Origin of the sequence: Leclercia sp. S52 (genome assembly GCF_039727615.1) — a bacterium.
In the GTDB taxonomy this organism is placed as follows: Bacteria; Pseudomonadota; Gammaproteobacteria; order Enterobacterales; family Enterobacteriaceae; genus Enterobacter; species Enterobacter adecarboxylatus_B.
This window is the reverse complement of the sequence record NZ_CP152474.1, coordinates 2,986,916-3,007,774: the sequence shown is the minus strand read 5'-3', so window position 1 is coordinate 3,007,774 and position 20,859 is coordinate 2,986,916. Positions and strand designations below refer to the sequence as shown.

General features: G+C 58.4%; 17 protein-coding genes and 1 pseudogene. 17 read left to right on the top strand and 1 reads right to left on the bottom strand.

The features are described from left to right. Positions 1-10 precede the first annotated feature (10 nt). From AAHB66_RS14505 to AAHB66_RS14430, 16 genes and pseudogenes are all read left to right on the top strand, one after another. Positions 11-2,361 (top strand): annotated as a pseudogene (locus tag AAHB66_RS14505) (fimbria/pilus outer membrane usher protein); the annotation flags it as partial. Then, a complete protein-coding gene (locus AAHB66_RS14500) occupies positions 2,361-3,326 on the top strand; it encodes a spore coat U domain-containing protein (protein ID WP_347113411.1) in 966 nt (321 codons plus the stop codon). The pseudogene AAHB66_RS14505 and the gene AAHB66_RS14500, both read left to right, overlap by 1 nt. An 83-nt stretch (positions 3,327-3,409) precedes the next feature. Then, positions 3,410-5,065, top strand: coding sequence for a methyl-accepting chemotaxis protein II (tar, locus tag AAHB66_RS14495; RefSeq protein ID WP_347113410.1), 1,656 nt, complete (start codon positions 3,410-3,412; stop codon positions 5,063-5,065). A gap of 44 nt (positions 5,066-5,109) precedes the next feature. Continuing rightward, positions 5,110-6,711, top strand: coding sequence for a methyl-accepting chemotaxis protein IV (tap, locus tag AAHB66_RS14490; RefSeq protein ID WP_347113409.1), 1,602 nt, complete (start codon positions 5,110-5,112; stop codon positions 6,709-6,711). A 19-nt stretch (positions 6,712-6,730) separates the two neighbouring features. Beyond that, a complete protein-coding gene (gene cheR, locus AAHB66_RS14485) occupies positions 6,731-7,600 on the top strand; it encodes a protein-glutamate O-methyltransferase CheR (RefSeq protein ID WP_262663595.1) in 870 nt (289 codons plus the stop codon). Next, positions 7,597-8,646, top strand: coding sequence for a chemotaxis response regulator protein-glutamate methylesterase (locus tag AAHB66_RS14480; protein ID WP_347113408.1), 1,050 nt, complete (start codon positions 7,597-7,599; stop codon positions 8,644-8,646). Before cheR ends, AAHB66_RS14480 begins: the two co-directional genes overlap by 4 nt. A 16-nt stretch (positions 8,647-8,662) precedes the next feature. Continuing rightward, positions 8,663-9,052: a chemotaxis response regulator CheY gene (cheY, locus tag AAHB66_RS14475; protein WP_032611971.1), complete on the top strand. Its 390-nt coding sequence runs from the start codon at positions 8,663-8,665 to the stop codon at positions 9,050-9,052. A 10-nt stretch (positions 9,053-9,062) separates the two neighbouring features. Next, positions 9,063-9,707 carry a protein phosphatase CheZ gene (cheZ, locus tag AAHB66_RS14470; RefSeq protein WP_347113407.1) on the top strand — a complete coding sequence of 215 codons (645 nt, stop codon included), beginning with the start codon at positions 9,063-9,065 and terminating at the stop codon, positions 9,705-9,707. 318 nt (positions 9,708-10,025) lie between these two features. Continuing rightward, positions 10,026-10,250: a hypothetical protein gene (locus AAHB66_RS14465; RefSeq protein ID WP_347113406.1), complete on the top strand. Its 225-nt coding sequence runs from the start codon at positions 10,026-10,028 to the stop codon at positions 10,248-10,250. A 78-nt stretch (positions 10,251-10,328) separates the two neighbouring features. Continuing rightward, positions 10,329-10,892: a DNA-binding protein gene (locus AAHB66_RS14460; protein ID WP_347113405.1), complete on the top strand. Its 564-nt coding sequence runs from the start codon at positions 10,329-10,331 to the stop codon at positions 10,890-10,892. Between the two features lie 132 nt (positions 10,893-11,024). Further along, on the top strand, positions 11,025-12,173 hold the full coding sequence (gene flhB, locus AAHB66_RS14455) for a flagellar biosynthesis protein FlhB (RefSeq protein WP_347113404.1): 1,149 nt from the start codon (positions 11,025-11,027) through the stop codon (positions 12,171-12,173). Next, entirely contained in the window at positions 12,166-14,244 is a 2,079-nt protein-coding gene (gene flhA / locus AAHB66_RS14450) for a flagellar biosynthesis protein FlhA (protein ID WP_347113403.1), read from the top strand. The genes flhB and flhA overlap by 8 nt, the downstream gene beginning before the upstream one ends. 2 nt (positions 14,245-14,246) lie before the next feature. Next, positions 14,247-14,639: a flagellar protein FlhE gene (locus AAHB66_RS14445; protein WP_347116496.1), complete on the top strand. Its 393-nt coding sequence runs from the start codon at positions 14,247-14,249 to the stop codon at positions 14,637-14,639. A 260-nt stretch (positions 14,640-14,899) separates the two neighbouring features. Beyond that, a complete protein-coding gene (locus tag AAHB66_RS14440) occupies positions 14,900-16,483 on the top strand; it encodes an MFS transporter (RefSeq protein WP_347113402.1) in 1,584 nt (527 codons plus the stop codon). 4 nt (positions 16,484-16,487) lie between these two features. Further along, positions 16,488-17,627: a glycoside hydrolase family 105 protein gene (locus AAHB66_RS14435; RefSeq protein WP_156264085.1), complete on the top strand. Its 1,140-nt coding sequence runs from the start codon at positions 16,488-16,490 to the stop codon at positions 17,625-17,627. Positions 17,628-17,897: 270 nt separating this feature from the next. Continuing rightward, entirely contained in the window at positions 17,898-18,347 is a 450-nt protein-coding gene (locus AAHB66_RS14430) for a DM9 repeat-containing protein (protein WP_347113401.1), read from the top strand. Between the two features lie 39 nt (positions 18,348-18,386). On the opposite strand, the gene argS is transcribed toward AAHB66_RS14430, so the two are convergent. Next, entirely contained in the window at positions 18,387-20,120 is a 1,734-nt protein-coding gene (gene argS, locus AAHB66_RS14425; RefSeq protein WP_347113400.1) for an arginine--tRNA ligase, read from the bottom strand. A gap of 175 nt (positions 20,121-20,295) precedes the next feature. Here argS and AAHB66_RS14420 point away from each other — a divergent pair, with 175 nt between their 5' ends. Further along, positions 20,296-20,856: a VOC family protein gene (locus AAHB66_RS14420; protein WP_347116495.1), complete on the top strand. Its 561-nt coding sequence runs from the start codon at positions 20,296-20,298 to the stop codon at positions 20,854-20,856. Positions 20,857-20,859: the final 3 nt, after the last annotated feature.

Sequence of the window (20,859 nt, the reverse complement as noted above, 5' to 3'; positions counted from 1 at the left end):
GAAGCCGTCGATGCTAATCCTGCTCTGCGCCAGCTCCGCAAGCTGGGCCGATCCCGGTGACGATATGCTGCCGCCCCCGCCGGTGCCGCAGTCGGTGAATGGCGAGGCGGTGTTCCAGCTGGCGCTGATCGTTAACCACTACGATACCGGGCTGGTGGTGCCTGTCACCCGGCGGCAGGAGGAGTATCTGGTCGCCAGCGCCGACCTGCGCCGCGCCGGTTTGCCCGCCGAGCATGTCCCGCCGGGAGAGGTGAACGTCAGCCGCATGGCGGACGTGCGTACCGAGTACGACAGCACCGGGCAGCGGCTGCTGCTCAGCGTGCCGCGGGAGTGGATCGGCGCGCGCGTCACCCCCCTTTAGCGGCCAGATGGCGCGCAGCACCCCCCCATTTTGGCAAGGGGGCGCTGCTCAACTACGACTTCTACACCAACCACACCGAACACAGCGGCGGCCAGGCCTCCCTGTGGCATGAGTTTCGCTATTTTGACGACCGGGGATCGTTATCCTCCACCGGCTACGTGCGCAAAAACCTGTCAGGCGGCAGCGGTCAGGAGGAGGGGTACGTGCGCTATGACACTACCCTGACGATCACCGATGAAGAAGACGCCACCACCTGGACCGCCGGGGATGTGATCAGCGATGCCCTGAGCTGGAGCAGCAGCGTGCGCATGGGCGGTATCAGCTACGGTCGTGATTTCTCCCTGCGCCCGGACCTCGTTACCTGGCCGCTACCCGAATTCTCCGGTGAGGCGGCGGTCCCCACCTCGGTGGATCTGTTCGTCAACGGCTACCGGGCGGGCTCCACCCGTTTGCAGCCGGGGCCGTTCACCCTCACTAATCTGCCTTACATCAACGGTGCCGGGGATGCAGTGCTGGTCACCACCGATGCGCTGGGTCGCCAGGTGAGTACCACCATGCCGTTCTACGTCACCAGCGATCTGCTCCGCCAGGGGCTCAGCGACGGGGCCATGACCCTCGGCAGCCTGCGGCGCAACTACGGCATCGATAATTTTGACTACGGCCCGGCGGCAGGCAGCGGCTCGTATCGCTACGGCCTCACCGACTGGCTGACGCTGGAAGGGCACGTCGAAGGGGCCGAGGAGCTGGCGCTGGGCGGGGCCGGGACCATCGTTAAGCTCGGGCGCTTTGGGGTGGTAAACAGCGCGTGGACCCAGAGCAAAATGCGCGGCGATACCGGGGGGCAGGTCAACTGGGGCTACCAGTACAGCACCAGCGCCTTCAGCATTGCCACCCAGCACAGCCGCCGCGATCGCGGCTTCGGCAACCTCGCCCTCTACGATCAGCCCACCGTCTACGATGAACACGACCAGCCCATCGCCAGCCTGAGCCGCAATACCGATCAATATTCACTGACCTTTAACCTCGGCGATTACGGCAATATCGGCGCGGCGTGGATCGGCGTGCAGAGTTTCGACGATAAGAAAACCGAGCTGCTGAACCTCTCCTGGAGCCGTAACCTGTGGGGCAGCAGCAGTATTTATCTCGCCGCCAGCCGGGACCAGCAGCAGGGCGACTGGACGGTGGCCCTGTCGCTGCAGATCCCGCTAGGCGAGCGTGACAGCGCCGCCGTAACTCTGGAGAACACTCCGGATGCCGGCAGCACCCAGCGCCTCAACTATAACCACTCGATGCCCACCGACGGCGGTTTCAGCTGGAATATGGCGTGGGCGCGCCAGTCGCAGGCCAGCAACTATCAGCAGGCCACCCTGGGCTGGCGGAATAACAACATTGAGCTGCAGGGCGGCGGCTACGGCGATCGCGACATGATGACCTGGTGGGGCGAGGCGATGGGCGCGGTGGTGTTGATGGACGGCGAGCTGTTTGCCGCCAACAAAATCAACGACGCCTTCGTGGTGGTCAGCACCGACGGACAGCCGGACGTGCCGGTCAGCTATGAGAACCAGCCGGTGGGCAAAACCAACCGCAACGGTTATCTGCTGATCAGCGGCGTCTCGGCCTACTACCCGGCCAGCTACAGCATCAATACCCTCAATTTACCCGCCGACACCCGCCTGAAGGAGACCGAGCGCCGGGTCGCCCTGCGGCGCAACAGCGGCTATCTGGTCGATTTCCCGATGGAGCAGGAGCGGGTCGCCAGCGTGATCCTCCACGACGGGGCAGGGGAGGCGATCCCGCTCGGTAGCCAGGTGCGACGTCAGGGGCGGGAGCCGGTCGTTGTCGGCTATGACGGGATCGCCTGGCTGGAAGATCTGGCGGACGTCAACCCGCTCGAGGTCATCACCCCGGAAGGCAAAGATTGCCACGTCACCCTGTCCCTTGCGGCGAATCCGGAGCATAAGCTACAAACCTACGGGCCGCTGACCTGCCGGGTGGCACCATGAAACGCCTGCTGCTGCTGGTCATGCTGATGCTGTTTTCGGCAACCAGCTGGGGGGCGTGCCGGGTCAGCACCGTCAATGCCAGCTTTGGCAGCGTCACCTCCTTTGCCCTGAGCGGCAGCAATGAAGTGGCCACCACCGGCACGCTGGTGGTGAACTGCGATGCGGTGCTCAACCTGCTGACCAACGATTCGGTAACGCTTAACTTCACAGGGGCCACGATTGCCGCCAGCAGTCGCGGGACGATGAAGCGCACCGATAACGCCACCATCACCGACGTGATCCCCACCCGCCTGTGCGGCCAGACCACGTGCAACAGCAGCAGCGAAGTGCTGATCGGCAAAGCCTACACCTGGAGCGGTGCCTCCCTGCTGGGCCTGCTCGGCTCAAAGCAGTACAACATTCCGCTCTATTTTCGCACCGTCGCCGGGCAGAACGTCAGCGCCGGGCCCTATCAGGTGACCCTTAATTTCAACGTGAGCTACAGCGTCTGCTCGCTGGGTGTGCTGGGGCTCTGTACCACCCCGCAAACCGGCACCGCGCCGGTCAGCATTACCCTCAACATGACGGTGACCAACGACTGCAGCGCCATGACTACCCCCAACGTCAACTTCAACAGCGCGCCGCTGGTGCAGAACTTCCCGACCGTCTCCCAGGCCATCTCGGTCACCTGCACCAAGGGCAGCGTCTACACCATCGGCATTAATAACGGCGCCAACGCCAGCAATAACGTGCGCCGGATGGCCAGCGGCAACAACCGCATGAGCTATGAGATCTATAAAGAAGCCACTGCCAATCGCTGGGGCAGCAGCGGCAGCGAACGCTGGTCCAGCGGTGCTTCTTCACAGGTGAGCGCCGACGGGCTGTTACGCAGCTATAACTATACCGCCCGTGTCCTGACTAATCAGACCACCCCTCCCGCAGGTAACTACAGCGACACCCTGGTCGTTGACGTCGCCTTCTGAGCCACGCTTTTCCCTTTCGCAAATGTAAAGTTCCTGTCAGTTGTGCCGATAACACCGAGAACAAATCTATGAGAAGGTGTTGTATGTTGAACCGTATGCGCGTTGTCACAATGCTGATGTTGGTGCTGGCTGTCTTTGCTCTGTTGCAGCTCGTTTCCGGCAGTCTGTTTTTCTCTTCTATTAAAGCTAACCAGGACAGTTTTGCGGTTTCCAACGAATTCCGCGTTCAACAAAGTGAAATCACCTCCACCTGGGATTACATGCTGCAAACGCGCATCAACCTGAGCCGCGCCTCCGCGCGTATGGCGACGGATCCCTCTAAGCCGCAACCTGAACTTATCAACAGCGCCCGCACCACGCTGGCGGAAGCGGACAAACACTTCAAGGCCTACAGCGCCATCACGCCACAGCCGTCGATGGAGCAGGTGAGCCAGACAATCAATGACAAATACCAGGACTACGCCGCGGCGCTGACGGAGCTGATCCAGTTCCTCGAGAGCGGCAATATGGACGCCTATTTCGCTCAGGCGACCCAGTCAAAGCAGAATGCGCTGGGCACTGCCCTGCGGGACTATGTCACCGCCTCTGACGCCCGTAACCAGGAGGCGTTCAACGCCAGCGTGGCGGATTACACCTTCGCCAAATGGCAGATGGGGATCCTCGCTCTGGCGCTGGCGATCGTGCTGGTGGGGGTCTGGTACGGCATCCGTCATACCCTGCTTAACCCGTTAAACCGCGTAATTGAGCACATTCGTCAGATTGCCAGCGGCGATCTGACCCATTCCCTGGCGATTGCCGGACGCAGTGAGATTACCCAGCTGGCGGTCACCGTTGACCATATGCAGCGCTCCCTGAGCGAGACGGTCGCCAACGTGCGCCAGGGCTCGGATGCCATCTACACCGGCACCAGCGAAATCGCGATGGGTAACAACGATCTCTCCTCCCGCACCGAGCAGCAGGCGTCGGCGCTGGAAGAGACCGCGGCCAGCATGGAGCAGTTAACCGCCACCGTGAAGCAGAATGCCGACAACGCCCGCCAGGCATCACAGCTGGCAAACAGCGCTTCGGAAACCGCTCAGAAAGGCGGCAAGGTGGTGGACGGCGTGGTGAAAACCATGCACGACATCGCCGGCAGCTCGAAGAAGATCGCTGACATCATCAGCGTGATCGACGGCATCGCCTTCCAGACCAACATCCTGGCGCTGAACGCCGCGGTGGAAGCCGCCCGTGCCGGCGAGCAGGGGCGTGGTTTTGCAGTGGTAGCCGGGGAAGTCCGTAACCTCGCCAGCCGCAGCGCCAATGCCGCCAAAGAGATCAAAGCCCTGATTGAAGATTCTGTCGCGCGCGTGGATACCGGCTCGGTGCTGGTGGAAAGCGCGGGAGAAACCATGAATGACATCGTTAACGCGGTAACGCGCGTGACCGACATCATGGGTGAAATCGCCTCAGCCTCTGATGAGCAGAGTCGTGGTATCGACCAGGTCGCCCTGGCGGTATCGGAAATGGATCGTGTTACACAACAAAACGCCGCGCTGGTTCAGGAGTCCGCTACCGCTGCGGCGCAACTGGAAGAGCAGGCGAGCCGTCTGAAGATGGCCGTTTCGGCGTTTCGACTTACTTCTGCACCTGGAAAAACGGTGTCATCGCGTGCCAGCCAGCAACCGGCAGCGCCGGTCAATGCACCGGCTCAGGTACGTGCGCTGACTACCGGGAAAGATGAGAACTGGGAAACATTTTGATCGAACGTTAAATCGCGGCTGCTGGCCGCTAAATGGGAGCGTGGATGTTAAATCGTATTCGTATCTCGACCACCCTGTTTTTGATTTTGATTCTTTGTGGGGTGTTGCAGGTTGGCAGTAACGGCTTGTCGTTTTGGGCTTTTCGCGATGGTTATCAGAACTTGCAGGAGATGCAGAGCAGCAATCAGCAACGCGCGCTGCTTACCCAGAGCCGCGCTGTACTCCTGCAGGCCAGCACGGCGCTGAATAAAGCGGGCACCCTGACCGCGCTGAGCTATCCGCCCGATGACATTAAGGCGCTGATGACCACCGCGCGCAGCAGCCTGAAACAGGCCGGCGATCTGTTCAAGACGTTTAATGAACAGGCGGCAATTAGCGCGAAAGACAGCGAGCTGAAAAAAGCGATGCAGGGTGCGTTCAGCCAGTGGTATAGCGATCTGGATCATCAGGCAACCTGGCTGGAAAACAACCAGCTGTCGGATTTCCTCACCGCGCCGGTGCAGGAGTCGCAGGCGGCATTTGACGCCAGCACCGATGCCTGGCAGCAGGAAATTAACCAGTTTGTGCAGGCGGCAGGTAATGACAGCCGCACCAGCTATCACATGTCGGGCGTGGTCTTCGTCACCATGATTGTGCTGGCGGCCCTGCTGACCAGCGCCGCGCTGTGGTGGTCACGCCGGATGATCGTCCAGCCGCTGGCGATCATCAGCAGCCACTTCGACAGCATTGCGAAGGGCGATCTGGCGCGGCCGGTGGCGGTGTACGGTAAAAACGAAATTTCGGCCATTTTTGCCAGCCTGAAAGCGATGCAGGGCTCGCTGCGCGAAACGGTGACCGAGGTGCGTCAGGGCAGTTATGCCATGCACACCGGGATCGCCGAGATTGCCGAAGGCAATAACGATCTCTCGTCGCGCACCGAGCAGCAGGCTGCCTCGCTGGCGCAAACGGCGGCCAGCATGGAACAGTTGACCGCCACCGTCGGGCAGAACGCCGACAACGCCCGTCAGGCCTCCGGTCTGGCGAAGAGCGCGGCGCAGACGGCGAAGAAGGGGGGCGATCAGGCTTCCCGCGTGGCGAACACCATGAATGAGATCGCTACCAGTTCGCAGAAAATTGGCGACATCATCAGCGTCATCGACGGCATCGCGTTCCAGACCAATATTCTGGCGCTGAACGCCGCGGTTGAAGCGGCCCGCGCGGGCGAGCAGGGGCGTGGCTTTGCGGTGGTGGCAGGTGAAGTACGTAACCTGGCAAGCCGTAGCGCCAACGCGGCGAAAGAGATCAAGGTGCTGATTGAAGAGTCGGTATCCCGGGTGCAGCAGGGGTCAGAGCTGGTGGATACCGCCGCGAAAACCATGACCGAGATTGTCAGTTCGGTCACCCAGGTCAACGACATCATGGGCGAAATTGCCTCGGCATCCGATGAACAGCGTCGTGGTATTGAGCAGGTGGCGCTGGCCGTCAGCCAGATGGATCAGGTGACGCAGCAGAACGCCGCGCTGGTAGAAGAAGCCGCGGCCGCCACCGACCAGTTAGCCGGCCAGGCGGATCATCTCACCTCGCTGGTCGCAGTATTTAATGTGAATGAACGTAGTGAAACAGTTACAGAAGTCGGGCGGTCGCAGGCCGTTCCAGTCGGAACCTGAACGTGATTAAGAAGGCGCTATGACATCACCACTGCCCTCAGGGCAATCGTCATTATTGTTACAGATGACACAGCGCCTCGCGCTGTCCGATGCGCATTTCCGTCGGATATGTCAGTTAATCTACCAGCGCGCGGGGATCGTGCTTGCCGATCACAAGCGGGACATGGTCTACAACCGTCTTGTGCGCCGCTTGCGGACGCTCGAGCTGGATGATTTTGGTCGCTACCTCGGCATGCTGGAAGCGAACCCGAACAGCGCGGAATGGCAGGCGTTTATCAACTCGCTGACCACTAACCTGACCGCCTTTTTCCGGGAAGCACACCACTTCCCGGTGCTGGCGGACCATGCGCGTCGCCGCAGCGGCGGCGAGTATCGCGTGTGGAGTGCGGCGGCCTCGACCGGGGAAGAGCCTTACTCGCTCGCCATCACCCTGGCCGATACCCTGGGTACCGCGCCGGGACGCTGGAAGGTGTTCGCCAGCGATATTGATACCGAAGTGCTGCAAAAAGCGCAGAGCGGTATCTATCGTCAGGACGAGCTGAAAACCCTGTCGCCACAGCAGCTTCAGCGCTATTTCATGCGCGGCACCGGTCCGCACGACGGGCTGGTGCGGGTGCGCAGCGAACTGGCGAATGCGGTGGAATTCTCCATGGTCAATCTGCTGGAGAAGCAGTACAACGTGGCGGGGCCGTTTGACGCCATTTTCTGCCGTAATGTGATGATCTATTTCGACAAAACGACGCAGCAGGAGATTCTGCGCCGCTTTGTACCGTTGCTCAAGCCGGACGGATTACTGTTTGCCGGGCACTCGGAGAATTTCAGCAATCTCGTGCGCGAATTCAGCCTGCGTGGGCAGACGGTATATGCGCTGAGTAAGGATAAAGCATGAGTAAAATCAGGGTCTTGTCAGTTGATGATTCGGCGTTAATGCGCCAGATCATGACCGAGATTATCAACAGCCACAGCGACATGGAGATGGTGGCGACGGCCCCCGATCCGTTAGTAGCCCGGGATTTAATCAAAAAATATAACCCGGACGTGCTGACCCTCGACGTCGAAATGCCGCGCATGGATGGCATCGACTTTCTCGAGAAGTTAATGCGTCTGCGGCCGATGCCGGTGGTGATGGTCTCTTCACTGACCGGCAAAGGTTCCGAGATCACCCTGCGGGCGCTGGAGCTGGGGGCGGTGGATTTTGTCACCAAACCGCAGCTCGGCATCCGTGAAGGCATGCTGGCGTACAGCGAGATGATCGCGGAAAAAATTCGTACCGCCGCGCGGGCGCAGGTGTCCATGCACAAGCCGATGGCCGCACCGGTCACCCTGAAGGCGGGCCCGCTGCTGAGCTCGGAAAAACTGCTGGCGATCGGGGCGTCGACCGGGGGAACAGAGGCAATTCGCCATGTACTCCAGCCATTGCCGCTCTCAAGCCCCGGTATTCTTATTACCCAGCACATGCCGCCAGGCTTTACCCGCTCCTTCGCCGAGCGTCTGAACAAGCTGTGTCAGATCAGCGTGAAAGAGGCGGAAGATGGCGAGCGCGTTCTGCCGGGGCATGCCTATATCGCCCCGGGAGACAAGCATATGGAGCTGGCGCGCAGCGGTGCGAACTATCAAATCAAAATTCATGACGGGCCGCCGGTTAACCGGCACCGTCCGTCGGTGGATGTGCTGTTTCATTCGGTGGCGAAACACGCGGGGCGCAACGCCGTTGGGGTGATCCTGACGGGGATGGGCAACGACGGAGCCGCCGGAATGCTTGCGATGCACCAGGCTGGCGCCTGGACCATCGCGCAGAATGAAGCAAGTTGTGTTGTGTTCGGCATGCCGCGCGAGGCCATCAATATGGGTGGCGTCAGCGAAGTGGTCGATCTCAGTCAGGTTAGTCAGCAGATGCTGGCAAAAATCAGTGCCGGACAGGCAATACGTATTTAACGAGGAGTGTAGTTTTATGGCGGACAAAGAGCTCAAGTTTTTGGTTGTGGATGACTTTTCCACCATGCGTCGCATCGTGCGCAACCTGCTGAAAGAGCTGGGATTTAATAATGTTGAAGAAGCAGAAGACGGTGTCGATGCATTGAACAAACTGAATGCCGGCGGCTTTGGTTTTGTCATTTCCGACTGGAACATGCCGAACATGGATGGTCTGGAACTGCTGAAAACCATTCGTGCGAATGCTGCGATGGCCTCTATGCCTGTGCTGATGGTAACGGCCGAAGCGAAGAAAGAGAACATTATTGCTGCAGCCCAGGCTGGCGCAAGCGGGTATGTGGTGAAGCCATTCACCGCTGCAACTTTGGAAGAAAAACTCGGTAAGATCTTCGAGAAACTCGGCATGTGAGGTACGGGAGATGATGCAGCCTTCGATTAAACCCACGGATGAGCATTCACCCGGCGACATAATTGCCCGGATCGGCAGTCTGACGCGCATGCTGCGCGACAGCCTGCGTGAGCTGGGTCTGGATCAGGCGATTGCAGAGGCGGCGGAAGCGATTCCTGACGCCCGTGACCGTCTTGATTACGTTGTGCAAATGACTGCCCAGGCGGCTGAGCGTGCGCTGAACAGTGTTGAAGCATCGCAACCGCATCAGGATGAGATGGAAAAGGGCGCGAAAGCGCTGACCAAACGCTGGGATGAGTGGTTCGAAAATCCAATCGAACTGTCCGACGCCCGCGAACTGGTCACCGACACCCGCCAGTACCTGGGTGACGTACCGGGACACACCAGCTTCACCAACGCCCAGCTGCTGGAGATCATGATGGCGCAGGATTTCCAGGACCTTACCGGTCAGGTGATCAAGCGCATGATGGATGTGATCCAGGAGATCGAGCGTCAGCTGTTGATGGTGCTGCTGGAGAACATGCCGGAACCTTCCGCACGTCCGCAGCGCGAGAACGACAGCCTGTTGAATGGCCCGCAGCTCGACACCACCAAAGCCGGTGTCGTGGCAAGCCAGGACCAGGTCGACGACCTGCTGGACAGCTTAGGGTTCTGATACCCTGGCGGCGCTGCGCTTGTACAGGCCTACGGTGTTGTAGGCCGGGTAAGCGCAGCGCCACCCGGCACAAATGCCATCTGCGAAGGTGGCATTTTTCTTTGTGCGTCTGTTTCATCCTTTATTACGACAATCCTTCCAGAATCAGCAACCTGCCACGCCTTCCTTTATTTCAAATTCCGCCATTCTGTTAGTCTCAGTAAGGTCTTTTGCTGGCCGTAGACAGCAAGCGGCGAGAGGGTGACGACACGGACGAGTGATAAAAATCACCGTTGACAGATGTCAACACTCATAATAGGATCTCAATAACGGAGGCTAATGAAGAAACATCCGAACAAGCATATTCAGGAGGCGATTGAATACGCCCTTGGGAGAGGCTGGATTTGGGTTCCTCCCGGTCATTCAGCGCACTGTTTCTGCAAATTACGCTGTGGTAATCCAGAAGGTGAACATCGCGATCATCAAATGAGCGTATGGACGACGCCGAAAAACGCTGAAAATCATGCCCTGCAAATCATCCGCAACGTAAATCACTGCCTTTGATTTTGCCCGGTAAAGGGCAGCCACAGCTGCTCTTTACCGAATACGAGAAAATATCTGACAATAAAACAAAGAGGTATCATGGCGCTTTATAACTTCACTCTGACCCTTTCCGGCGTAACCTACGAGACTGAAGGGCTCGAAGATGCGCTGTACGCAAGCGGCTGTGACGACGCGCTGATCTGCGCATATGGCCGCTCCGTCTACGTTGAGTTTGACCGGGAAGCTGAGTCCCTGGATGCAGCCATCTCCTCAGCAGTTGACAATATCGAGCTAGCAGACATTGGCGCTACCGTAGAATCTGTCGACTCTGCCCTTGTCGGTTTGAGCGACATAGCCGAAATGACCAGCATGTCGCGCCAGGCGATCGCTATGCTGAAAGACGGCACCCGCGGAAGCGGTGATTTTCCTTGCCCCATCCAGCGCATTAAAGGTCAGTCTCCGCTGTGGGACTGGGGTGATGTGGCCCACTGGCTGGCAACCAATGGCCGCTTAAAACAGGACAGCGCGCTGGTGGTTAACGCCCGCATCCTCAGTAAATGGAACCTGGTGCTCCGAAATAGCGCCGCAATAGATTTTAAGGAGATTGAGTCTCTAACCGCATCGCTGGTGGCACGCCGTCGCAAACAGGATGCATGTGCATAAATAAACGCCTCCAATAACCCCTGACGCCACCGAAAGCCCTAAATCAGCCCTTTTATCGCCGCTAATTAGCCCATTGTTCAGCGCCCGCTTTGGCATCATAGCGTCCAGACCTCTACCTGCGAGATGCTTGCCGTGGCAGAAGACAGCGACGACAAAACAGAAGCCCCCACACCCCACCGACTTGAAAAAGCGCGTGAGGAAGGGCAGATACCCCGATCCAAGGAACTCACCTCCCTGCTGATTTTGTTAGTGGGCGTGTGCATTATCTGGATCGGCGGGGAATCCCTTGCCCGCAGGCTGGCCGGTATGCTCTCGGCCGGGTTGCGCTTCGATCACAGCATGGTTAACGACCCGAACCTGATCCTCAGCCAGATTATCCTGCTGATCAAAAGCGCGATGGTCGCGCTACTGCCGTTAATTACCGGGGTGGTGCTGGTGGCGATTGTCTCGCCGGTGATGCTGGGCGGGCTGGTGTTTAGCGGTAAGTCGCTACAGTTTAAATTTTCCAAACTCAACCCGCTGCCCGGCATCGCGCGAATGTTCTCCGCGCAGACCGCCGCTGAACTGCTGAAAGCCTTGATGAAGGCCGCCCTGATGGGCAGCGTGGCTGGATTTTTTATCTGGCACAACTGGCCGGAGATGATGCGCCTGATCAGCGAATCCCCCTTCACTGCGATGCGCAACGCGCTCAATCTGGTGGGTCTCTGTTCGCTGCTGGTGGTGCTGGCGATTATCCCGATGGTGGGGTTTGACGTCTTCTTTCAGATTTACAGCCATATGAAAAAACTGCGCATGTCCCGACAGGACATCCGCGATGAATACAAGCAGATGGAAGGCGACCCGCACGTTAAAGGGCGTATCCGCCAGATGCAGCGTGCCGCCGCCCGTCGCCGGATGATGGAAGATGTGCCGAAAGCGGATGTCATCGTCACCAACCCGACCCACTACTCCGTTGCGCTGCAGTATGACGAAGACAAGATGAGCGCGCCGAAGGTAGTGGCGAAAGGGGCCGGGCTGATTGCCCTGCGTATTCGCGAAATTGGTAATGAAAACCGCATTCCGATGCTGGAAGCCCCGCCGCTGGCGCGTGCGCTCTACCGTCATGCGGAAATTGGACAACAAATCCCAGGCCAGCTGTATGCCGCTGTAGCGGAAGTGCTGGCGTGGGTGTGGCAGTTGAAACGCTGGCGTCTGGCCGGTGGTCAACGGCCTGTGAAACCTGAGAATCTCCCGGTGCCTGCAGCGCTGGATTTTATGAACGAGAAGGACTCTGATGGCTAATCTGGTGGCAATGTTGCGCCTCCCCGGCAACCTGAAATCGACCCAATGGCAGATCATGGCCGGGCCGATCCTCATCCTGCTAATTCTGTCGATGATGGTGTTGCCGCTCCCGGCATTCATCCTCGATCTGCTTTTCACCTTCAACATTGCGCTCTCGATCATGGTGCTGCTGGTGGCGATGTTCACCCAGCGTACCCTCGAGTTCGCCGCGTTCCCGACCATTCTGCTGTTCACCACGCTGCTGCGCCTGGCGCTGAACGTGGCCTCCACCCGTATCATCCTGATGGACGGCCATACCGGCGGCGCGGCGGCAGGTAAGGTGGTTGAGGCCTTCGGCCACTTCCTGGTGGGCGGTAACTTCGCCATCGGTATCGTGGTGTTTATCATCCTCGTGATCATCAACTTTATGGTTATCACCAAAGGTGCGGGACGTATCGCCGAAGTGGGCGCGCGTTTCGTACTGGACGGGATGCCGGGCAAACAGATGGCGATTGACGCCGATCTCAACGCCGGGCTGATTGGCGAAGATGAAGCGAAAAAACGTCGTTCAGAAGTGACCCAGGAAGCCGATTTCTACGGCTCGATGGACGGTGCGAGTAAGTTCGTTCGCGGCGATGCCATCGCCGGTATTCTGATCATGGTCATCAACGTGGTGGGCGGCCTGCTGGTCGGGGTACTGCAACACGGGATGGACATGGGCCATGCGGCAGAAAGCTATACGCTGCTGACCATCGGTGACGGCCTTGTCGCCCAGATCCCGGCGCTGGTGATCTCCACCGCAGCCGGTGTGATCGTGACCCGCGTCGCCACCGATCAGGACGTCGGTGAGCAGATGGTGAGCCAGCTGTTCACCAACCCGAACGTACTGATGCTCTCTGCGGCGGTACTGGGGCTGCTGGGCCTGGTCCCGGGCATGCCGAACTTCGTCTTCCTGCTGTTCACGGCTGCGCTGCTGGGGCTGGCCTGGTGGCTGCGTGGGCGCGAAATCAAACCGAAAGCCGAGCCTGCACCGATTAAGATGCCGGAAAACGCCCAGGCGGTGGAAGCCACCTGGAATGACGTCCAGCTGGAAGATTCCCTGGGGATGGAAGTGGGCTACCGCCTGATCCCGATGGTCGATTCCCAACAGGACGGCGAGCTGCTGGGGCGTATCCGCAGTATCCGTAAAAAGTTCGCTCAGGACATGGGCTTCCTGCCGCCGGTGGTGCATATCCGCGACAATATGGATCTGCCGCCAGCGCGCTACCGCATCCTGATGAAAGGGGTGGAGATTGGCAGCGGTGATGCCTATCCGGGACGCTGGCTGGCGATTAACCCGGGTACCGCGGCGGGGACGCTGCCGGGTGAACAAACGATCGACCCGGCCTTTGGCCTGGCGGCCATCTGGATCGAAAGCGCCCTGAAAGAGCAGGCGCAGATCCAGGGGTATACCGTGGTGGAAGCCAGTACCGTGGTCGCCACCCACCTGAACCATATTATTGGCCAGTTCTCGGCGGAGCTGTTTGGTCGTCAGGAGGCGCAGCAGCTGCTCGATCGCGTGACCCAGGAGATGCCGAAGCTCACCGAAGATCTGGTGCCGGGCGTGCTGACCCTCACCACGCTGCACAAGGTGCTGCAGAACCTGCTCGACGAGAAGGTGCCGATCCGCGATATGCGTACCATTCTGGAAACCCTGGCCGAGCATGCGCCGCTGCAAAACGATCCGCACGAGCTGACGGCGGTGGTGCGCGTGGCGCTGGGCCGCGCTATCACCCAGCAGTGGTTCCCGGGCAACGGCGAAGTGCAGGTGATTGGGCTCGACACGCCGCTTGAGCGTCTGCTGCTGCAGGCGTTGCAGGGCGGCGGCGGGCTGGAGCCGGGGCTGGCGGATCGTCTGCTGGCGCAAACCCAGGAGGCGTTGCAGCGTCAGGAGATGCTCGGCGCACCGCCGGTGCTGCTGGTCAATCACGCGTTGCGTCCGCTGCTGTCGCGCTTCCTGCGCCGCAGCCTGACGCAGCTGGTGGTTCTGTCGAATATGGAGCTGTCGGACAATCGCCACATCCGCATGACCGCCAGCATTGGAGGTCAATAATGATGCGTAAATTACTCTGGTTACTGGCGCTGCCGATGATGGCGCAGGCCGCAGGCGAGGGGGCATGGCAGGACAGCAGTATCGGCCTGACCCTCAACAACCGGGGCGTGGCGGCATCGTCACGCCCGCTGTCGGCGAAGCAGCCGGTATCGGGTTTGATGACGCTGGTGGTCTGGCGCTATGAGCTGAATGGCCCGATCCCCGCCGGGCTGCGGGTGCGGTTATGCTCCCAGGCGCGCTGCACCGAACTGAACGGCGCCAGCGGCAGCACCAATGCCTTCAACAATGTGCCCGCCGCCGAGCCGCTACGCTTTATCTGGGAAGTACCCGGTGGGGGCCGTCTTATCCCCGCCCTGAAGGTTCAGCGTAACGAGGTGATCGTTAACTACCGCTAAACGCCCGCTTTTTCGCCAGTTATTAGCTCATTCTGATGACTGGCTCGCATAATTGACCCCGCCTTTTGAAGCAAAAGAAACGCTGTTTTATAAAAGAGTGACGCGCGTAGTAAATCTCTTTGCATTTTTGCCAGTTGCCGCCGGGCGATGGCAGAAACAGAAAGGTATCCGCGTAGGGATACTCTTACTGTAACCCTGTAGTCACTCCCGTTCCCTCCGGGCTCACCGGGAGTCATCTGAAACTTACAGGGTCGACGGTAATGAAAACACGTAAAATTGGACTCGCAAACTATCTGGCCTACGGATCGGGCGATTTTCTCGGGGCGGGAACCACAGCGCTAACCGCTGCCTGGCTGTTATATTTTTATACCACGTTCTGCGGCCTCTCTCCGATTGAGGCCACCTTCATCTTTGCGGCGGCAAGGGTTCTGGATGCCGTTGTCAGTCCGCTGATGGGCTTCCTGACCGATAACTTTGGCACGACCTGGCTGGGCAAACGCTTTGGCCGTCGTAAGTTCTTTATCCTGCTCGGCATCCCGTGCGTCTTCAGCTACTCGCTGATGTGGGTCGGGGATATGGGCTTCTGGTACTACCTGCTGACCTATCTGATCTTTGATATCGTCTACACCATGATCCTGGTACCGTACGAAACGCTGGTGCCGGAGATGACCGACGATTTCAAACAGAAAACCAAATTCTCCGGCGCGCGTATCTCCATGGCGCAGATGTCGGCGATTCTGGCCTCGTTCCTGCCGGGTATTTTGTTAACCCACTTCGGTAAAGACAACGCCATCTCCTTCTTCTATGCCAGCCTGGTATTCTCGGTGCTGTGCGCCCTGATGCTGACCTTCGTCTGGTTCTTTACCTGGGAACGTCCGCGTGAAGAGTGGACCGAAGCCGCACTGCGTGCTGAAGAGGAGAAGAAAAAGCTGACCCTCGGTCAGAGCCTGAACCGTCTGTTCGTTGAGCTGAGCTCCACCCTGCGGATCAAAATTTTCCGTCAGCATCTGGGGATGTACCTCGGGGGCTATATCGCGCAGGACGTGTTCAACGCCGTCTTTACCTATTACGTGGTCTTTGTGCTGATGCAGGAAGCCTCCATGGCCTCTAACCTGCTGGGCACAATGGCCATCTTCCAGTTCCTTGCCGTCATCGCCATGATCCCGCTGTGCATCCGCTTTGGACCCGCGCCGTCGTACCGCATGGTGGTGGTGCTATTTGGCCTGGCGTCCATGTCCTATGCAGGGCTCTACTACGCCGGCATGAGCGATATCTACGCGCTGCTGCTGCTGGTGTCTGCGCTGGCGGGTCTGGGCCGCGGCGGGATCAACTATGTGCCGTGGAATACCTACACCTATATCGCTGACGTGGATGAAGTCATCACCGGTCAACGTCGCGAGGGCATCTTCGCCGGCATCATGACCCTGACCCGCAAAGCATCCCAAGCAGGGGCCATCATGCTGGTGGGGATCGTTATGCAGATGTCCGGCTTTGTCAGCGGTCAGAAGGTGCAGCCGGAAGGGGTCAGCCATACCATTCTGATGATCCTGAGCGTGGGCACCATCCTGGTCCTGTGCTGCGGCTTCCTGGTCTCACTGCGCTTCAAGCTGAACTTACAAACGCACAGCACGCTGCGTGAAGAGACGGCCAAAATGCGTGAGTCGGGCCGTGCGATGCCGGAGGCCGCCACGCCGCAGGCCCGCGCCACGGTCGAAATGCTGGCCGGTATGCCGTACGACTGCCTGTGGGGCAACAACAACATCGGCTATCTGAATCGCAATAAACCCGCTGCACCGTCACTGAAAGAACGTGCTCCACTGAATTCGACTTACAACAGAGGTTAAGATTATGAAGGTTTGGCCTGTCAAACATAGCCCGTTACTGCGTCAGCCAGAGCGCTTTATCGCCAGAGATGAACTGAAAGCGCTGATCCAGAAAGTGACGCATAACCTGGTGAACATTCACGATAAAACCGGCGAGTTTTTACTGCGGCTGGACGACGGGCGGGTGATCGACACCAAAGGCTGGGCGGGCTGGGAGTGGACCCACGGAGTCGGTCTCTACGGCATCTGGCAGTATTACTGCCAGACCGGGGATGAAGGGATGCGCGATATCATCGACAGCTGGTTTGCCGAGCGTTTTGCCGAAGGGGCTACCACCAAAAACGTCAACACCATGTCGCCGTTTTTGACCCTCGCCTATCGTTATGAAGAGACGCGTAACCCGGCCTGGCTGCCGTGGCTGGAGAGCTGGGCCGAGTGGGCGATGGTTGAGATGCCGCGCACCGATCATGGCGGTATGCAGCACATCACCCTGGCGGAAGAGAACCATCAGCAGATGTGGGACGACACCCTGATGATGACCGTCCTGCCGCTGGCGAAGATTGGCAAACTGCTCAATAAACCTGAATACGTGGAAGAGGCGGTCTATCAGTTCCTGCTGCACGTGCAAAACCTGATGGATCGGGAGACCGGGCTGTGGTTCCACGGCTGGAACTACGACGGCCAGCACAACTTTGCCAACGCCCGCTGGGCGCGCGGCAACAGCTGGCTGACGATCGTTATTCCTGATTTCCTCGAGCTGGTGGATCTGCCGGAAAACAACGCCGTGCGCCGTTATCTGGTGCAGGTGCTGAATGCGCAGATTGCCGCCCTGGCGAAGTGCCAGGACGAAAGCGGCCTGTGGCATACGCTGCTGGACGATCCGAACTCCTATCTGGAAGCCTCCGCTACCGCCGGGTTCAGCTACGGGATCCTGAAAGCGGTGCGCAAACGCTATGTGGCGGCGGAGTATGCGGAGGTGGCCGAGAAAGCCATTCGCGGGATCGTGAAGAACATCTCCCCGGAAGGGGAACTGCTGCAAACCTCGTTTGGTACCGGGATGGGCAGCGATCTGGAGTTCTATCGTCAGATCCCGTTAACCTCAATGCCGTATGGTCAGGCGATGGCGATCCTCTGTCTGACGGAATATTTACGCAAATACTTCTGATACCTTGATATTAAGCCGTCTCTGCAAACGTGGAGGCGGCTTTTTTTATTTATATTATTTCTGAATGATTAAGTTAAATATAAACATGCAAGAAATGAATTAATTATCTATTACCACCGTTATAATTTGTGAGTCAATCCACAATATACTTTCCCCGGTAAGCGTATTTTTGTTTCGCATAAGTTGTTCTTCTAACGCAAAATAAAAAAATAAACTAATTTAACGCCTTTGCGTTTTTTACCTCTGTGTTTTATTAATAAGGATACAAGCATGTGGCAGAAGTCCTCTGATGTTTTTATTGCTCTGAATTCACCTGTTGCGGGTTATGAAAATAACGCGCCGGGTGTCCATATTCCCATTCCTTTATTTATTGTTCGTGCTAATTATAAGGGTGGCATACATCCCGGGAAATTAGCTTACGGGTTTGGGGCTTATATTCCCTGGGGTGGTAAAGAACATATTTGTCGTGAATTTGAAGTGTACGTCGGCCATGTGAAATGGGCGCGGGTTCACGGCAGGGCGATCCCGGCAGGGGCGATTCAGGCGGGCGAAGAAGCCGATGGTAAAAAACTCTATGTGGCGCGGGCGAAATTCCCGAACGGTCTGTTTGTGGGTAAAGCCGGTACGCATTTGTGGAAAGGAGGCAGTTTTAGCTATCAGAACAGAGAGTGGCATGTGGAAGATTACGAAGTGTTAGTGGGTGACTACGCCACCCTGTAATAAACATGTCCGCCTCGTCAGAGGCGGACATTATCGTTATTACATGCGTTCGACGGTTTCGATACCCAGGGTATCCAGACCCAGCTTCAGGGTCTTCGCCGTCAGCTGCGCCAGCTTCAGACGGCTGTTGCGTACTGCTTCACTCTCAGCGGAGAGAATAGGGCAGTGCTCGTAGAAGCCGGAGAACAGGCCAGCCAGATCGTACAGGTAAGCACACATCACGTGCGGCGTCCCGTCGCGGGCCACCACGGACAGCGTCTCTTCGAACTGCAGCAGGCGTGCCGCCAGCTGCGCTTCGCGATCTTCATTGATGATGACCTGCGCCTGTGCCAGCACGCTTTCGTCGATCTCAGCCTTACGGAAAACGGAGAGCACGCGGGTGTAGGCATACTGCATGTACGGCGCGGTATTGCCTTCGAAGGCCAGCATGTTATCCCAGTCGAACACGTAGTCGGTGGTACGGTTCTTGGAGAGATCCGCATATTTCACTGCACCGATACCGACGGCGTTGGCCAGTTTTTCCAGTTCGTCAGCAGGCATGTCCGGGTTTTTCTCGGCCACCAGACGACGGGCACGCTCCAGCGCCTCGTCCAGCAGATCCGCCAGCTTCACGGTACCGCCCGCACGGGTTTTGAACGGCTTGCCGTCTTTGCCCAGCATCATGCCGAACATGTGGTGTTCCAGCGGCACGGAATCCGGTACATAGCCCGCTTTACGTACGATGGTCCACGCCTGCATCAGGTGCTGGTGCTGACGGGAGTCGATGTAATAGAGGACGCGATCTGCATGCAGCGTTTCATAACGGTACTTCGCACAGGCGATATCGGTGGTGGTGTAGAGGTAGCCGCCATCCTTTTTCTGGATGATGACGCCCATAGGTTCGCCTTCCTTGTTTTTGTACTCATCAAGGAAGACCACCGTTGCGCCTTCGCTTTCGACCGCCAGCCCTTTGGCTTTCAGGTCGGCCACGATACCGGCCAGCATCGGGTTATACAGGCTCTCGCCCATCACGTCTTTACGGGTCAGGGTCACGTTCAGGCGATCGTAGGTGAGCTGGTTCTGGGACATGGTGATGTCCACCAGCTGACGCCACATCTGACGGAAATACTCGTCGCCGCCCTGCAGTTTCACCACGTAGCTACGCGCGCGCTCGGCAAAGGCTTCGTCTTCGTCGTAGTGCTTTTTCGCGTCACGATAGAAGCCTTCGAGGTCTGCCAGCGCCATTTCACCGGCGTTATCCTGCTGCTGTTTTTCCAGCCAGGCGATCAGCATGCCAAACTGGGTGCCCCAGTCGCCGACGTGGTTCGCACGGATCACGTTGTGGCCGAGGAACTCAAGGGTACGCACGGAGGCATCACCGATGATGGTGGAGCGCAGGTGGCCGACGTGCATCTCTTTCGCCACGTTAGGGGCAGAATAGTCGACGACGATAGTTTGCGCTTGTGGCTGCGCCACGCCCAGACGGTCGGATTTCAGGGCCGCATCAACGTGTTGCGCCAGGAAGGCAGGGTCGAGGAAGATATTGATAAAGCCCGGCCCGGCGATCTCGGTTTTGCTGGCGATACCCTGGAGATCCAGATGCGTCAGGACCTGCTCTGCGAGTTGTCGCGGCGCCATGCCCAGTTTTTTAGCCACTGCCATCACGCCATTGGCCTGATAGTCGCCAAACTGTACTTTCGCTGACTGACGAACCTGCGGTTCACAGTCTGCAGGTGCGCCTGCAGCAATCAGTGCCTGACTGACTTTTTCTGAGAGAAGAGCCTGAATATTCACCGGGATACCTTACATTTTTGACGCGGACCATCATGCTGCCGCGCCCGTTAAAGAATTTAGGCCGGGAGTATACTGCAATTGCCCGTTGCCGTCAGCACTGGCTCAAATCAGCGGTTGGTCGCAGCCCGGCAACAGAGTAAATTAACGCTTTTGCATGACGATAAGAGTATTAATGATGGCGAACTGGCAATCTGTTGACGAGCTGCAGGACATTGCAGCTGATTTACCGCGTTTCACCGGGGCCTTTACGGCGCTTGCCGAACGCCTGGGTCTGGAGATCGCTCCGCTCGCGGCGGACCATATCTCCCTGCGCTGCCACCAGAACGCCACTGCCGATCGCTGGCGGCGCGGGTTTGAGCAGTGCGGCGACCTGCTCTCAGAAAACATCATCAATGGCCGTCCGATCTGCCTGTTCAAGCTGCACGAGCCGGTCTGCGTCGCCCACTGGCGTTTTGACGTTGTTGAGCTGCCGTGGCCGGGTGAAAAGCGCTATCCCCACGAAGGCTGGGAACACATTGAAATCGTCCTGCCTGGCGACCACGATACCCTGAACGCCCGCGCCCTGGCGCTGCTGTCTGACGAGGGCTTAAGCCAGCCCGGGATCTTTGTCAAAACCAGCTCGCCAAAAGGGGAGCGCGAACGTCTGCCGAATCCGACCCTGGCGGTTACCGACGGCAGCGTGACGGTGAAATTTCATCCCTGGACCATCGAACAGATTGTCGCCAGCGAAGAATAAGGA

Excerpts from the sequence above, each read along its gene's own strand:
- AAHB66_RS14460 (WP_347113405.1), top strand. The coding sequence starts at position 10,329 with ATGGCGCTTTATAACTTCACTCTGACCCTTTCCGGCGTAACCTACGAG.
- tar (WP_347113410.1), top strand. The coding sequence starts at position 3,410 with ATGTTGAACCGTATGCGCGTTGTCACAATGCTGATGTTGGTGCTGGCT.
- AAHB66_RS14500 (WP_347113411.1), top strand. The coding sequence starts at position 2,361 with ATGAAACGCCTGCTGCTGCTGGTCATGCTGATGCTGTTTTCGGCAACC.
- AAHB66_RS14445 (WP_347116496.1), top strand. The coding sequence starts at position 14,247 with ATGCGTAAATTACTCTGGTTACTGGCGCTGCCGATGATGGCGCAGGCC.
- cheR (WP_262663595.1), top strand. The coding sequence starts at position 6,731 with ATGACATCACCACTGCCCTCAGGGCAATCGTCATTATTGTTACAGATG.
- cheZ (WP_347113407.1), top strand. The coding sequence starts at position 9,063 with ATGATGCAGCCTTCGATTAAACCCACGGATGAGCATTCACCCGGCGAC.
- AAHB66_RS14435 (WP_156264085.1), top strand. The coding sequence starts at position 16,488 with ATGAAGGTTTGGCCTGTCAAACATAGCCCGTTACTGCGTCAGCCAGAG.
- tap (WP_347113409.1), top strand. The coding sequence starts at position 5,110 with ATGTTAAATCGTATTCGTATCTCGACCACCCTGTTTTTGATTTTGATT.
- flhA (WP_347113403.1), top strand. The coding sequence starts at position 12,166 with ATGGCTAATCTGGTGGCAATGTTGCGCCTCCCCGGCAACCTGAAATCG.
- AAHB66_RS14440 (WP_347113402.1), top strand. The coding sequence starts at position 14,900 with ATGAAAACACGTAAAATTGGACTCGCAAACTATCTGGCCTACGGATCG.
- AAHB66_RS14420 (WP_347116495.1), top strand. The coding sequence starts at position 20,296 with ATGGCGAACTGGCAATCTGTTGACGAGCTGCAGGACATTGCAGCTGAT.
- cheY (WP_032611971.1), top strand. The coding sequence starts at position 8,663 with ATGGCGGACAAAGAGCTCAAGTTTTTGGTTGTGGATGACTTTTCCACC.
- AAHB66_RS14465 (WP_347113406.1), top strand. The coding sequence starts at position 10,026 with ATGAAGAAACATCCGAACAAGCATATTCAGGAGGCGATTGAATACGCC.
- AAHB66_RS14480 (WP_347113408.1), top strand. The coding sequence starts at position 7,597 with ATGAGTAAAATCAGGGTCTTGTCAGTTGATGATTCGGCGTTAATGCGC.
- AAHB66_RS14430 (WP_347113401.1), top strand. The coding sequence starts at position 17,898 with ATGTGGCAGAAGTCCTCTGATGTTTTTATTGCTCTGAATTCACCTGTT.